The 14,514-nt window shown below is 43.3% G+C and carries 14 protein-coding genes and 1 tRNA gene; 9 read left to right on the top strand and 6 right to left on the bottom strand.

Annotated elements, in window-relative coordinates; genetic code table 11:
- Positions 1–428 precede the first annotated feature (428 nt).
- Positions 429–505, bottom strand: a tRNA-Arg gene (locus RJ32_RS03965).
- A gap of 322 nt (positions 506–827) precedes the next feature.
- Between RJ32_RS03965 and RJ32_RS03970 the strand changes: the two genes are divergently transcribed.
- The 3 genes from RJ32_RS03970 to RJ32_RS03980 all read left to right on the top strand — a co-directional run bounded on the left by RJ32_RS03970 (position 828) and on the right by RJ32_RS03980 (position 2,965).
- On the top strand, positions 828–1,175 hold the full coding sequence (locus RJ32_RS03970) for a DUF3024 domain-containing protein (RefSeq protein WP_034819256.1): 348 nt from the start codon (positions 828–830) through the stop codon (positions 1,173–1,175).
- Between the two features lie 123 nt (positions 1,176–1,298).
- Positions 1,299–2,069 (top strand): type IV toxin-antitoxin system AbiEi family antitoxin, encoded by a 771-nt coding sequence (locus tag RJ32_RS03975; RefSeq protein ID WP_034819258.1) that lies wholly within the window; start codon positions 1,299–1,301, stop codon positions 2,067–2,069.
- Positions 2,066–2,965, top strand: coding sequence for a nucleotidyl transferase AbiEii/AbiGii toxin family protein (locus RJ32_RS03980; RefSeq protein WP_034819260.1), 900 nt, complete (start codon positions 2,066–2,068; stop codon positions 2,963–2,965). Before RJ32_RS03975 ends, RJ32_RS03980 begins: the two co-directional genes overlap by 4 nt.
- Positions 2,966–3,190: 225 nt before the next feature.
- Here the strand turns inward: RJ32_RS03980 and RJ32_RS03985 are convergent, their stop codons facing one another.
- The 3 genes from RJ32_RS03985 to RJ32_RS03995 all read right to left on the bottom strand — a co-directional run bounded on the left by RJ32_RS03985 (position 3,191) and on the right by RJ32_RS03995 (position 5,591).
- Positions 3,191–4,213 (bottom strand): FAD:protein FMN transferase, encoded by a 1,023-nt coding sequence (locus tag RJ32_RS03985; protein ID WP_145914808.1) that lies wholly within the window; start codon positions 4,211–4,213, stop codon positions 3,191–3,193.
- Between the two features lie 223 nt (positions 4,214–4,436).
- Positions 4,437–4,859 carry a transposase gene (locus tag RJ32_RS15505; RefSeq protein WP_145914809.1) on the bottom strand — a complete coding sequence of 141 codons (423 nt, stop codon included), beginning with the start codon at positions 4,857–4,859 and terminating at the stop codon, positions 4,437–4,439.
- A 219-nt stretch (positions 4,860–5,078) separates the two neighbouring features.
- Positions 5,079–5,591 (bottom strand): hypothetical protein, encoded by a 513-nt coding sequence (locus RJ32_RS03995; RefSeq protein WP_034819262.1) that lies wholly within the window; start codon positions 5,589–5,591, stop codon positions 5,079–5,081.
- A gap of 391 nt (positions 5,592–5,982) precedes the next feature.
- Between RJ32_RS03995 and RJ32_RS15510 the strand changes: the two genes are divergently transcribed.
- The 3 genes from RJ32_RS15510 (at position 5,983) to RJ32_RS04005 (ending at position 9,848) form a co-directional block, all read left to right on the top strand.
- A complete protein-coding gene (locus RJ32_RS15510; protein ID WP_082815436.1) occupies positions 5,983–6,240 on the top strand; it encodes a DDE-type integrase/transposase/recombinase in 258 nt (85 codons plus the stop codon).
- Positions 6,241–6,695: 455 nt separating this feature from the next.
- Positions 6,696–8,165 (top strand): alkaline phosphatase D family protein, encoded by a 1,470-nt coding sequence (locus RJ32_RS04000; RefSeq protein WP_034819264.1) that lies wholly within the window; start codon positions 6,696–6,698, stop codon positions 8,163–8,165.
- A gap of 153 nt (positions 8,166–8,318) precedes the next feature.
- The gene (locus RJ32_RS04005; protein ID WP_034819266.1) at positions 8,319–9,848 is read left to right on the top strand and encodes a hypothetical protein; all 1,530 of its coding nucleotides are present in this window, start codon (positions 8,319–8,321) and stop codon (positions 9,846–9,848) included.
- A gap of 433 nt (positions 9,849–10,281) precedes the next feature.
- Here RJ32_RS04005 and RJ32_RS04010 read toward each other — a convergent pair whose 3' ends face one another.
- On the bottom strand, positions 10,282–10,638 hold the full coding sequence (locus RJ32_RS04010) for a hypothetical protein (protein WP_034819268.1): 357 nt from the start codon (positions 10,636–10,638) through the stop codon (positions 10,282–10,284).
- Positions 10,639–11,071: 433 nt separating this feature from the next.
- Positions 11,072–11,632 (bottom strand): hypothetical protein, encoded by a 561-nt coding sequence (locus RJ32_RS04015; protein ID WP_034819270.1) that lies wholly within the window; start codon positions 11,630–11,632, stop codon positions 11,072–11,074.
- 283 nt (positions 11,633–11,915) lie between these two features.
- Between RJ32_RS04015 and RJ32_RS04020 the strand changes: the two genes are divergently transcribed.
- From RJ32_RS04020 to RJ32_RS14865, 3 genes are all read left to right on the top strand, one after another.
- Positions 11,916–12,443 carry a hypothetical protein gene (locus RJ32_RS04020; protein WP_034819272.1) on the top strand — a complete coding sequence of 176 codons (528 nt, stop codon included), beginning with the start codon at positions 11,916–11,918 and terminating at the stop codon, positions 12,441–12,443.
- Positions 12,440–13,852 (top strand): site-specific integrase, encoded by a 1,413-nt coding sequence (locus RJ32_RS04025; protein ID WP_034819274.1) that lies wholly within the window; start codon positions 12,440–12,442, stop codon positions 13,850–13,852. The genes RJ32_RS04020 and RJ32_RS04025 overlap by 4 nt, the downstream gene beginning before the upstream one ends.
- A gap of 12 nt (positions 13,853–13,864) precedes the next feature.
- A partial coding sequence (locus RJ32_RS14865; RefSeq protein ID WP_034819276.1) for a hypothetical protein occupies positions 13,865–14,514 on the top strand: 650 nt, incomplete at its 3' end.

Here is a 14,514-nt window from a genome sequence, read left to right on the forward strand (position 1 = left end):
GAATTTATTTGCCACTACACGTTCACAAGTTGCAGACCACTATAGCTATGTTCAACGTGTTAAGCGAGTATTGGGCATAGCCAAAAAGTTAAAAGATTCATTTGTGAAAAAGCTTTCAATCAAAAAACTAAAGCTGAAGTTTTAGTAACAAGGTAAGTAACACGCTTGAATCTTAATATTTTTTATCCACTATAAAACAATAAGTTATTAGATCTTATCGATTCCGCCTCCGGCCTTTGAGGGAAAGGTCAAATTATCAAAAAGCCAACGGACCATTAAAATTAGTAGACACAAAATGGACACATTTTGGACACACGTGAGATTGCATATATTTTCTAGTAAGGCGAGTAACGGTCAATTCATAAAGCAAAATGGATAGTGTTTAAGCTCTAGTTCTAACAGTGGGGAAAGGCACGAATAACTATAAATGGCGCGCCCGGCAGGAGTCGAACCTGCGGCCTCTGCCTCCGGAGGGCAGCGCTCTATCCAGCTGAGCTACGGGCGCATTTACTATTTTTTGACCTTTACCTTCGAACCCTTTTTGCCGTCCGACCTTTACCTCCGGAGTAAATAGCGACTGGCTGACGTTAAATGGTGAGAGAAGGTACTAACCGTGCAGGCCACGTCCTATAGGGGGCTCAGGAATATCTTAACGAGGCCATTTAGCCAGATGTTTTAGCGTTTTATCTCCAAACTCTGCAAAACCTGCCACAAAGGGGTATGGAAAAAAGGATAGTTAGCCAGACGATCGGCTACAGAACTTCCTGTATAAATCGGGTATTTTTGATTAAAATCCTGCTTCTTTTTCCCGCTTTAGGTAATCTGCCATGGCACTCAGTGAATTCGAAATTAAGAAATGTGAGAAAGAACTTGAAGCGTTCATGGCGATACGAAGACCGCCGGTGCACATACGACCAGAGCTTGACCTTGGTTACCGAATTGAAAATCAGAGTATTGAGATTTTCGAGATCAGACCGCAATGGCAAAATCCTTCTGAAACCATGGAACTGCCGGTAGCAAAAACAACCTACGTAAAAACACAAAATTGCTGGAAAGTGTATTGGCAACGCTCGGATTTGAAATGGCATGCTTATGAGCCAAAGCCTAAAGTGAAGCGACTTAGTGAGTTCTTAGAGCTTGTGAAAGAAGACCGGTATGCTTGTTTCTTTGGTTGAACACCAATCTACAACCAGCCCCACAGTTTAAAATTTAATTTATTTTGGTACTAATAGCACCAAAATATAAAATAATATAAACTAACGGTTAATTTGGTTTATAAATTATAGTAGGTGGGCACTATGAGTACCGAATCATCCTCTAAATTAAACAAGCTGCTCAGAGCCCAACCCGCCGGGGTTGTGCTTTGCTCTGCCTGGCTTGCTGATAATGGTTACAGCAACGACCTGCAAAAGCGCTATAAGAACAGTCAGTGGTTTGAATCTGTCGGTACGGGTGCATTAATCCGCTTCGGCGACCAGGTCGATTATCTGGGGGCTGTCTATGCACTGCAAACTCAACTGGGTCTATCCGTCCATCCAGGGGGTAAGACTGCATTAGCATTGCAGGGCAAATCACACTACTTAGAGCTTTCTCCAAAACATGCGCAACTGTTTGGCGACCAGGGTGAGCATTTACCGCTTTGGTTCAACAAACGAGACTGGGGTCTTTCGCTAAAGTGCGCGCTCAGCAATTTCCTGCCGCCGGAGCTTGGTTTGATCGAACTATCGCATAAGCAATTTAAAGTGAAGGTATCCGACCCTGCACGCGCAATCATGGAATGTTTATACCTCGCACCAAAGTTACAATCATTAACGGAGGTCTTCGAGTTAATGGAGGGACTGAACAACCTAAGACCGGCATCCGTGCAAAAGCTGCTTGAGGCCTGCAAATCAATCAAGGTTAAACGCCTATTTCTTTTTATGGCTGACAAAGCTGGCCATGACTGGGTACGTTACCTTAACTTAGATAGCGTTGATCTGGGTTCAGGCAAGCGCTCGATAGTAGCTGATGGTGTTTATGTCGCGAAGTACCAAATCACCGTACCGAAAGCGCTGGAGTCAATGGCATGAATGACGCTTATAAAAGGCAGGTAAAGCTGCTTCTGGATGTGTTGCCGGAGGTTGCTAAAGAGGAGTGCTTTGCGATGCATGGCGGTACGGCTATCAATTTGTTTCTGCAGAACATGCCAAGATTGTCCGTAGACATCGACTTAACTTACGTCGAAATAGCTGAGCGCCCCGAAACGCTGGAGGCCATCAATGCCGCACTTTTGCGCACAAAAGGACGCATAGAAAACTTGAGAGGGTCCATACGCATTCAGCATAAACCGAATGTTTGTAAGCTTCAGATCAGTCAGCATGGTGTGCAAATTAAGGTTGAAGTGAATATGGTCGGCCGTGGCTTACTGGGGTCTGCAGCCAAAACGGCACTGTGTTCATCTGCGCAAGAGCAATACGACGTATTCTGTGCCATGCCGATAGTCCCCCTTGGTCAGCTTTATGGCGGTAAACTCTGTGCGGCCCTTGACCGCCAGCACCCAAGAGATCTTTTCGATACGAAGCTCTTGTTGGAAGGTATTGGCTTTACGGACGAGATTAAACGTGGCTTTTTATTCGCCCTTATCAGCAGTAACCGACCCACTCATGAAATGCTTGAGCCGAACTTACTTGATCAACAAACAGCTTTTGAAAACCAGTTCGAAGGGATGAGTTATCTTGCGTTCACTTATGCCAACTATGAAGCCACCAGAGACATGCTCATAGATACGATAAGGAGAAATTTGAACGAGTCGGATAAGCAGTTTTTGTTAAGCTTTAATAGACTACAGCCTGACTGGTCTGTATACGACTATCAGCGCTTTCCATCCGTTAAGTGGAAGCTGTTCAACTTGGCCAAATTCAAGGAAGGCAATCCAGAGACCTATCAACGGCAACTTCATCGACTTGAAGAGTTATTGGCAAGCTGATTTATCGCTCTGGCGAAAAGCTGCGTCTGTAATCCGCCAAAAAAGCGTCATTTTCATACAGGCGGCGTATCGCCTGTTAACTTTGAAAAGGCGTACTTTGAGAATCTACAGACTGTCTAGTAAAAGCTGGGAAGTCCAATACCCGGAGGTTTTGCCAAAGTGACTTTCCTTTCCGCCTATTCTCAGTATCAGCGAGAGTCGCCCAGTTTACTCATTGTTGACAGTTCATAAAAATGGTTTAAATCCATCAGAATGATGTTCAACAAATTCCCCATCAATACTTTTGGTGATGAACAGTGCTGCGATATCATGTTCGTTTGCCAATTCAATGCCTTTTTCAAATCCCATGATCAGGAAACCTGTTGACAGGCCGTCAGCAACCATACAAGACGGATGAATGACCGTCACAGAAACCGTTCTGTGGGTGATAGGTGAGCCGGTTTTTGGGTTAATTAAGTGCGAATACCTGACATCGTTTTCTTCGAAGAAGATCCGGTAATCTCCTGAGGTTGCCACTGCATTATCTCTGGGTCTGATGATTCGCTGTAATCCCCGGGTTTCGGAATCTGCTTTTTCTAGTCCTACGGACCAATCTCTATTATTCAGCGATTGACCTGCAATACGGATTTCACCACCAATCTCAACCAAGTAGTTATTAATTCCTTCCGAGGCCAATAATTCTGCAACAGCATCTACACCGTAACCTTTCGCAAGAGTGGATAAGTCGACATAAAGCTCTGGATTGCTTTTACTTATACTTTGTCCCTCTACCCGCAAATGTCCAATGCCTACCTGACGCCTGGTTTGCTTAATCAACTCCTTACTTGGTGCTTTTTCTGCGCGATGTGTGGGGCCAAAACCCCAAAGGTTCACTAAAGGGCCAATTGTAACATCCAAATAGCCTTCAGTTAGCTGAGCAAGTTGAATGGCTTCGGCGAACATGGTTCTCAACTCTCGAGAAGCCTGAAGGGGAGCAGTCGACTTTGTGCGGTTAAAAAGAGACAATTCCGAATTTTCATTATAGGTTGAGGCGATCTGATTAACCTCAACTAAAGTCGTGTCAATTTTCGCTTGAATCTCTGCTTGGTCGTCTGCTGTCCAAGAGGTGATATAGGTAACATGATATGTTGTTCCCATGGTGTTTCCCGAAAACTGTACTTTTTTAAACTCGGGTTGCGAACAGGCGCCCAATAAAAAAACAATGAGTAAACTTAACAATAGGTATTTGATAAGGGTGGATTTTGTCATGAATAAATCTCTCCTTGATTTCAGTTCCATCTAAAAAGGGGATATTACCTGAATCCAGATAATATCCGCAACACTCCAATTCTATCAAAAAGAATAACTTGATAGATAAGCCTTTAATCCCGCCTCCCTGAATTTTGCAGTGCCCTCCTAACTACAGATGCTATCATGCACCAAGAGACAATCAGGTGACAAGATCGAAAAAACCAAAACGTAATTTCAATCCTCAATTTCGACTTAAAGCAGCCCACTGGTGGCCGATCAGAACTACAGTATTCGGGAAGCTGCCAAAGCAATGAATGTGGGTCATTCGACAATGAATAAATGGGTTCAAAAGAGCGCGGTGGCGAGCAAACCAAAGCGCAGCCGAACAGCTGAGAATACGTGAGCTTGAGAAGCGTCTCCGCTCTAACCAACGCACATGAGCTTCAAGCTCCTGTATTTGTTGCCGCTCCGCAGTCATCGCCTTAGACTTAGGCGTTTGGCCGTCTTGCTCACTTTCCAGCTGTTGAACCCAATTTCTAATCGTATTTTCATGTACATCAACAGCCCGGCTTGCTTCCGCATAGCTGTAGCCTTGCTCAACCACTAAATTAGCGGCTTCATACCTGAACTCAGGACTAAATGATCGACGTTGTCTTCTTGCCATTGAACACCTCTTCGTTAAGGGTAATACTACCACTTAAAAGAGTGTTCGGGTTTAGTCTGCCACTACACCTGCTGACTCGGCATGTATGCGTTTTATGCTAGTATTACGAAGTGTCATCAAAAAACCTATTATAAATTAATTAAAGACGTCTCTTTAATCATACCGGAATATAGAAATTTAGGCCGTACCAAACAATGAATTTAACTCAGTCAAAGAGGTTTACCCGTTTATCTCGATCGCCCATGAGTCGTATTCACATGACGCGGTAAAAGTGCCAGGCCCCTCTCCCACGAACTGCATCGCGTGCAACTCTCCTTCAGCTAGAATTCCTGGGTTGTACAGGCATGAGCTTCTACCATAGCAATGACTTTCAGGAGCCAACTCGACTTTTATCCTAGCCGGAACTTCTAGCAGTCCTGTCTCTTTGTTGAAGGCTACCGCACTTAACGCGCCTCTCTCATAATTGTAAATGGTGCGAACTTCCGAGAACGTATTAGTGTACTCTACAATAAAATTGAGGCAGGGCGCATCTCCTCTATTATATACCACTACGTCCTTTACTCCCCCCTCACTAAAATTCTTAAATTCAGCTATGAGCAGTTCAGGCTCTTTTTCGGAAAAATAGTTGAGACTCGAGTATAAAAGAGCTGATAAAACACCTAAGCAAGTCGCAATTGCTGATATTCCTTCAATTTTCTTAGTATTTTTTTCGAACCAACTTTGTTTCGACATTCCGCGTCCCACTCGAATTAACTAAAAGATGTAGTGGCAAACTAAATTTGGCCACCTAATTAGGGGGAGGTCTACACTATCATGAATCTGGAGACAATTAGGTGACAAGATGACTAAGAGAAAAAAGCTTAATTTCAGTCCGCAATTTCGACTTGAAGCAGCATAACCAGTGATCGATCAGAACTATAAAATTAGGTCAGCAGCCGAGGCGACGAAATGTTTAAATACCGAGTCATTTAGAGCGTCAATTTGGCGTTAGTGCACCGAGCCGCGTGCAGTGTGCAGTGTGCAGTGTGCAGTGTGCAGTGTGCAGTGTGCAGTGTGCAGTGTGCAGTGTGCCAGTGTTACCTATACTTGAACCGGCAATCGCTAAGCGTATTAGGCCGTAGTCATTGATTTATGCGCTCGTAAATCCGTTGGCTGTGTATTGTCGCTGTCACCCAGCAGTACGTTAACCAGCAACGCATTGAAGTTGGCTTATAAGAGCCGTGGACGTCCGAAAGGTCTTATGTTCCACGGCGCGCAGGGTTGTCATTATATTAGTAGGAAAATCCGTCAGACATTCTGGAAATGCCAGATAAAGCAGAGCTTAACTCGGTGGTGTAACTGCTGGGATAATTCACCAATAGGGCGCCTTTCAGAAGCCTGAGGATACCGACTTATGGTTACCGCTCACTTGTAAAAGCTCAGAATCATATACTGAAATATTTGATCGAGTGATACAGCCAACTTAGACCTCATTAGCATAATAAAGGCTTGAGTCCGAATAAGGCAGCGCAAAAATACTGGGATAACTATAACCCCTTGGTCAGTTCTTCTTGACCAGTCCTAGAAACTGCCTTAACCACTCACGTAAGGCTCCCTCCTCATGCCCATACTAAATAGTTACCCAATAGCCGCGGACACATCTATTACGGAGTTGTTTTCTTTATAAACATAGGGAGTGTCAATAATAGCAAAAATTGGCATAGTTGTTGAAATCTTGTTATGGATGATACATTTAAAAGCTAACGCTTTTTTAATATTTAGGCTTTCAGTTTAAAAGTTAGTTGTACTTTAACCCAGATCAAACCGACCAAGCATGCTAATTAAGAGGGATATGCGATGTCTAAGGAAATCATTTTAGGACCTATATTAGGCGTTGAGTCTGATACGGACTATACAGTTGTATTTCTAACGAGAAGCTCAACCAACAAGGCGTCGATTAACTACAACGAACACTCTGTTGACGCCAAAAAAATAGGAGAAATACGTGGTTCAGTCATATGGAAAGCCACTCTCTCCGTTGAAAAACTCGATGACCCTCAAACCATTTCATATGAAATACTGCTGGAGAAAAACAGTGGCGTTCAAATAGTTAACCATGAATGGCAATTTTATGTTCCTGGAAAAGATGAAAAACCAAAGTTTGCTTACGCTTCCTGTAATGGTTTTTCAGACTTCAAGTTGATGACCTCAACACAAGAACCTTACAAGTTGTGGCATGAAATGAGAAAAGAACATGAGACTCAACCATTTTCGCTTATGCTATTAGGAGGAGACCAAGTCTACGCCGATTCGCTCTGGACCAAAGTAGATTTATTAAAAGACTGGAATGAGCTCGGAAGCAAAGAAAAAGTTAAAAGAAAATTCACAAAAAGAATGGAGGATGCGGTCGACAGGTTTTTTTACGAACTTTACATCGAACGTTGGAGTCGCGAGCCATTCGCAAGAATGTTAGCTAAAGTTCCGTCAATAATGATGTGGGATGATCATGATATTTTTGACGGCTGGGGAAGCTATCCTGAAGATATTCAAGCGTGTGACGTGTATTGTGGAATCTTTAAAATAGCAAGAAAATATTTTTCATTACTTCAAATACGTGGCAAGAATTCAACATTGTTAAGTTCCGACAGTGAGCATTTTGCAATGGCAACTCAATTCAGAGGCTATAATATTCTAAGTCTAGACCATCGTTCCGAGCGTACGAGAAGCCAAGTAATGAGTCGCTCACAATGGAACCATATGAATGAATATTTAGAAAAACGCTGTAGTAAGGGAGATCTTTTAATATTAAGTGCTGTACCAGTCGTTTATCGAGACTTTTCTCTAGCTGAGAAAGCATTTGAAGCAACTCCATGGGAAGAAGAACTTACAGATGATCTCAAGGATCATTGGCGCGCGAAAGAGCATCAAGGTGAACGTCTTCGCTTAGTGATGAAGCTACTTGAAAACGCTAAAAAGCGAGAGGGTAAAACTGTAATTCTATCAGGGGACGTCCATATAGGATGTATGGGAGTGGTTCGAGATGATAGGGGTGAAAGCCAAGTCAGAATTCATCAGGTCGTTTCATCAGGAATCGTTCACCCTGCTCCCTCATACATGCAGTGGTTAGGTATTTTGGCGGTGACAAATGATGATGTTGAATATTTAGAAGAAACAAGAGAGATTACGGCAACGATGATTTCCCCTCACGGCTCGGATAAGTATATTCGTGAAAGAAACTTTGTATCTTTTTCTAAGGGAACTGACGCAAAGCTTTGGATAAACTGGATATGCGATAGCAAGAATAAGCCTGTTTATCCTCTGCGCTAATGGCACTGCGCCATCTCGAGCTTGGATGGTAACTTGACTCAAGACGCCCAGCCATCTGACACTAGGAAAACACTGAACGATGTTGCCGCTGTTTCAGTTTATATGACTCTTAAAAGCTGTGACCAATATAAAACAATAATAATTGGAGGTTGAATGAAAGTAGGATTTTTCTTTGGAGCAGGAGCTGAAGTGGGTTATGGACTGCCAAGCGGCGGGAAGTTCGCTATTGACCTTTTTCGTCAAGATGTGAGTGAACACAAGAAAAAGCTGCGTGAGCAGCTTGGACAGATTGATTCTCGAACCAATTATGCGACTAGTTGGCTTCCAGAAAACTACGCGACACAAAGAATTCATGCTTTCGGAAAAAATGAATTTACAGCATTGATCGAATCCTCAATCGAGTACAGAAAAAATGAAATTATACGTAGGCTCAATGCCTTTGACGAAGAAGTTGAATATGCCCTTACTCAGTTGGGCATAGAAAAGAATACTTTAGTTGAAAAATTTAATGAGCAAATGGATACCGATTTCGGCGAACACCTTTATTCAGCTGCAATTAGGATGAACCCGATTCTCGCCAATGAGGTCAGGCTTTTCGCAAGTGAATCATATTCCGCGATTTTAAGTGTCATTAGCGATGGACAAAATTCTGCGGATCTACAGCGATACGCCGGAGCTTTTCTTCAACTGCTTGTTGGTGCTCATGGTCAACACTTAGTACAAAGACTAAACCAAGAGCTTTTCGAAGCTGCTCCCGATGACATTCCAATTTTCGATGATGTGACCGGTATGTTCAGGCTCGAATTCAGTCGTGCCGGACTGACCGCGCTTGAGCTGCTTTTAGAAAAACGTCGTGACTATGATCTTGAAAATGGAAATGTTTCTGAAGTTTTGTGCGCAGTTTCTCAGCAGGTGTTGGAGAACATATTTACCACAGTCCTAGACTACCAATCTTTAATCGATAGCCATTTTAGATATCTTTTTTCACCCAGAACAGAATGGGCAAAGTTCTCCAAGATGGTTATCTTTCTGCGGGCAACACGTGATTACATAGTTAAGCAGCTAAGTGAAATTGATGAGCTTCCAGAGAGTGGCTATTATCACGATCTAGAAAACTGTGAACAGTTGGGCATTGAAATATCTGCAATTGGAACTTCCAACTATAACAACCTAGTGGAAAATATATCTCGAGACCTAGATTTTCAAATACCTGCCGTACAGCATCTAAATGGTGGTGTGACTGATTATTATAACCCGTATAAAAACTCAGTACTCTCTGAAACCGACCCTGACGAGGTTCCCGAAGATCAGGTGCATGTTCCCTTTATTCTTACTCAAAGTGGATTGAAGCCATTAACCTCTGTGGATATGTCTCGTCGGTACGTGGGGCTATATGATGAGTATGCTGCATGCGACCGCTTAGTCGTGGTGGGATATGGATTTAACATAGACGACAGCCACATTAACGGTCTATTTAGGAAATTAATCGAAGAGACTGGTAAACCAATGTGGTGGATTTGTTTGGATAGAGATGGCTCGGCAGAGTCCCAGAAAAGAGCTTTAGTGAAGCGCTTGCGTATTGCACCTGAGAACCGTGAATTAATTAAAGTAATTCCTGTAGACTCTATGACTAGATCAATAGGTGATGAAGGGTGGTTGGAGCTCGTTGCACGGGAAAGGTAATATGCAAAGAGAGGTGTTTCCGGACAAACTCAGGGGTGTGGCGTTAAGGCTCGCTTCTGATACTAAGCAGGCAAGTTGCTATGAGAGAAGATCGGACTTTTTATCTTTTTGCTTCCTGTCTACTGCAACTAGTGCCTAACCGTTCTGTTACTGTTAAGCGTGGGTAAACTAGCTGTGCAAGGCTTGTAATGGTCAACAAAACCTACTTTAAACACCTGTATATGTTATGTCGTGCATCTATTTCTTTAAAATCAATTACATAATAAAAATCACGTGTGGATATTTTGCGATCGTCAAAGGGTAACTGAGTATGCTCAAATAGTTTCACTTGTTTGAAGGTTCGCTATAGTGCGACAAGATGGAACAATTACGGACGACCACTGTATGAATTGAGGGAAAAACACAGCGTTTTAGAGTCAATTTGATACGATGGTTATGTATCATTTTTGCAACCAATGTGATTACAAGTGACTTTTTCTGTGGATGCTGCCCAGGCTTCAGGGTGGGTTTGCACATTCACGCCACACCCAGTAGTCTTACCGTCTTTCGCCAGTTTGTGTACTATCCCTGTAGGCTTATGAATAACTGTTTTACACATTTCAGCTTCAAAACCGGCACCCTTAAATTTTGCAATCTTATCGATATTAGCGAAAGCCAGACCGATAGCTCCAGCGAGAATAGCCAGCCCCATTTCTGCGGCCATGTTCATAAAGCCATATGTAGAGCTAATACCTAAGAGCATTAGGTATGAAAATACTTTAAATATATTTTTGATACTAGGCTCCTTCAATGTATGACGCTTTGAAAAAACGCTTCCCAGCTTGTCAGGCCTGAGTTTAGTCTACGTACTTATGGAACTCAATTCGTTCTCGATAGTCTCTGCTTTTGACAATTTGCGGACCTTTTCCTTCCTCTAAAAGTGGCGCAATGTAAGCTTTAACCTACACTAAATTAAGCCAATATCGGCATAATCTAGAAAAGGAATTATTCTATGGCTGTTAGACATACGCCCGAGTCCGGAGTTAGCGTAATCCACTAGGGCCGAAAAGGTGGGAAAACTGGATGTGGTGAGGAGACGAATGTTAAACTTTCACATTGGGCGAACACCACCGTACCGGTAACCTGTAAACGAAATGGCTGCAAAAACTGAAGCCAATAAAAAGTGAATCGCCATTAGTTCTCTAGACCTTCAGTAGCTGCTTTTTCAAATCGTTTCTCATACTCTACTGGCGGTAGCTCATTATTAAAGCCAAGGCGGCGCTTTTGCCCTGTATAACATCTCGATGTAATCGAAGATATCGCGCCTGCCTTGACCCTGATTGAAAGACTTTAACGTCGAAGCTTTCGAGCATGCCAACGAACTGTGTCTGCTTTCGATTAAGCACCTGACCAATTTCAGAATAGCTCTTTACCCCGAGGTTTCGCTCGAGATACTTCTGCTCTTCTTCGGTCAGCGCTTTGACATGACTTGCTGTAGACACTCCAAGTCGCTGCGCCCGCTTTCGAACAGCATTTATTGACCTGCTGAGGTGTTCAGCCACAGCTTCTATTCCCTGCTGTTCGATAGAATCTTTAATGTAGGCATCCTCCTCGGCTGAGTAAGTAGGCCGCTCAGCACTGTCAGACTCAGTTTTCCGTTTAACGCCAAGTTTCCTAGCGCGCCGAAGAACCGCTTGCTTTGATGTCTGTAATTCGGTTGCTATTTGCGATGCAGCCTTTGAGTGATAATGGGCCAAAAGATACGCGTCCATCTCTTCAGTCCAGTTAGTGTGTTTTGAGCTCATATATAATTCCTTTTACGTTTCTTTTTGCTTCCTTGAACAAAGACCTTCAGATAACCAGAGAATAATTTATCTTCGTTCGTCAATGACTCACACTCTGATTATATCAGATCAAAATTGGTTTCTTTTTATCCAGAAATATCAACCCTCAGCAAGAAAAATCAATAACAACATTTATAAAAACATAACAAATTCATGCAGTTAAAATTAATTTTATCGGTTGCGAGAATTTTTTTGAGCAAATCGGATAACTTAGCCCTGAATTCAGGATGAAGGGGTAATCGGAATGGACAACGCAAGAATTCGACGTGTGCCTATCGCGAGAGTCGCGATACACAAAAACGCAAAAGCTGCTTTCAGGTTTACGCAGGGGCTTAACCCCCAATGTGATATTTCATTGCTTAAATCATGCAGTACCGGCACTTGGTCTACGTGTGTACCACGAGCTATAAAAATCGATAAATCCTATCACGTTTTCAGTGGCTGGCACGGTTTGCTGTATGCCGGAGCCATCGAGCAACAGATATCGGTGATTATTCAACCAGAACTGGAATCTTACCAAATAACACATGAGGCCTGGCGATTCGCAATAGGTGCTCTGGCGTTCCAGTCGGACAAAGCTAAGCATCCAGCTTACCTGGCTGAGCTGGCTAAAATCTGTCCGTTGGTAAATTCCGCACGGTTTCTTACTCGTCGTTTTGAAACACCGCGAGCGTTCAGTTATTCATTTGCTCCGATTGATCCAAAGTCAGTGGATACGCAACTCTCAAAGTTGCTTACATCTCGCCTGCAACCGCTGGAGGGTAAACAATGATCCTTCCAGAGCTCAAGCGCCTGAAACCCAATTCCAGCCGTTATAGTCAGTTGCATGAGATTAAACGCAGTAAACTGGCATCCAGTTCGAAAGATCGGCTCTCGATGGCAACTCTATTGGAGCTGGTCAGGTATTGCGATAAGCATCGGCATAAAGGTAACTGGTTTGCCAGTCTCGCATTATTGTCATTAGCGACCGGTTACTCATTCACAAAGCTATTGAGCGATGACCAACGAATTGAGCTCACAGGACTGGGAGTCGCAAAGCTCTATAGCACCTGGGATTTAGCGCAAACGCCGGAATTAGCTCTACCTATGCTAAACCTTGTATCGATCGAGCGAGATGGTTATATCGTTGTTCCAGAGGGGCTCGCAGAGCCGGTTATAAAAATGCGCGAAGAAGGTACTACGGCTGACGACTGCACGAAGAAGTTTAAATCTTTCTTAACCAATATTAAGCCAACCACGGAAGAGCACGTAACGCCGGCAAGGCTATCTAATGTGTTGGGTTACCAAAAACATCAATTTGGTATTAGCTCTTTTGAATTGTCATTCATCATGAATGAATCAAAAGACACTTACAGTCAAAATTCATATATCGCGTTTCATGCACTGCCACTACTTGAGAAGCATGTGGTATTTATGAACCAATACATCGACGTTACTGATGTGCGCTACTATCTCTCGTCAAATGTACCTAATGACCTTCGATTTGGCTCACCCCGTGTGCTGACTCACGATTCTGTGATTGCACTATTTGAATATCTGCGCAGCAAGCTGAGGTCGGCACTGCAATCTCGTTATGATTATGCCGCGATCCACAATTGCTACACAGATTATGTCATCAATCTACTTCAGCTAGCTACGTTACACCGCCCACATGCCAACATCTTTCGGACCCTTGAATTCTTCGACTTCAACGCAAATACCGTTGAAATTTTGGACAAAGATTTGGGGTCGAACCGACTGATTCCACTTTGCGACTATGCGCTGAGAGAGCTTAAGCAGTATCTCAAATACCTCAGGTCCCTTGAGCGTCTTGTCCGATTTGACAGCCCATCTGTTGCCGAATCCCTAGGGAAGACCCTCAAGGGAAAAGAAAACCTTTTCAGAGAGTGGCGTGGCGATGTTTTACTCGATGATTTTCAGTCGTTAACCAACGTATATCAGCGAGATAAAACCTATGGGTCTAACTGGCACAGACACTTCATGATGACATCACTTTTCGACAGCGGCATCGATCGATATGCAGTCAATACGTATTCGGGTCATCAACTCAAGTTTGAGCACATCTACGAGCGCAGCAAAAACACTAAGTTTGAACAGTTAAGAGAAGTCAGCAAAGTGATTGAGGACATCATTATGGAGATGAACCTTTTTCGGCCAACCAACATGCACCAGTATTTTTAAAGGATTAGATTTATGACAACTGCTATTACCAGGATCGGTGAATTGATTCAGAAATTTGCTGGCAACCCTGCCCAATCAAAATCGTCCGTGCAGGCAACCATCGTGTACGAAATTCTGTATTTGCTTGAACAAGAAAACTTCTTCCCCAAGGATTTACTCGAACAACTACGGAAGCAATGCTCTAACCGTATTACGAACACAAAGACCGCCCGAGTATTGTTTGATGCGCTCCATTTAAAATTGACAGGTCGAACCTACTATAAAAAGAAGAAGGTTAGGAGCCCCATTAATCCAGTCGCAGAAAAATGGTATCGCAGAATTTCAGGGGCTGAGGCGAGAATTGTTGAATATGTGACTCACAGCGATACCATAACCCAAGAAGACCGTCTCGCAATCTTCCTATTCAGTGCCGCAGCAAATGGCGGTTTGTGCCACGCTCCTGGTTTAAATTCGTTATTAAGAACAGTCATTGAGAAAGCAATTGACGACTCACAGGCAGTCCTAACCCAGGCAGGAGCGGAGCGCTATTTTCGTCTAAAATATTCCGCCTCTGGGCATCCCGTGAATGTCAAAAATGACGATGAGCGATACAGTACACATGTATTCTATCCACATCCCCTGACAACTGCTGCGCTTATTGGATTGCTGCGTAACAGCCACAC

The sequence above is a fragment of the Idiomarina sp. 28-8 genome (assembly GCF_000320945.2).
Taxonomy (GTDB): domain Bacteria; phylum Pseudomonadota; class Gammaproteobacteria; order Enterobacterales; family Alteromonadaceae; genus Idiomarina; species Idiomarina loihiensis.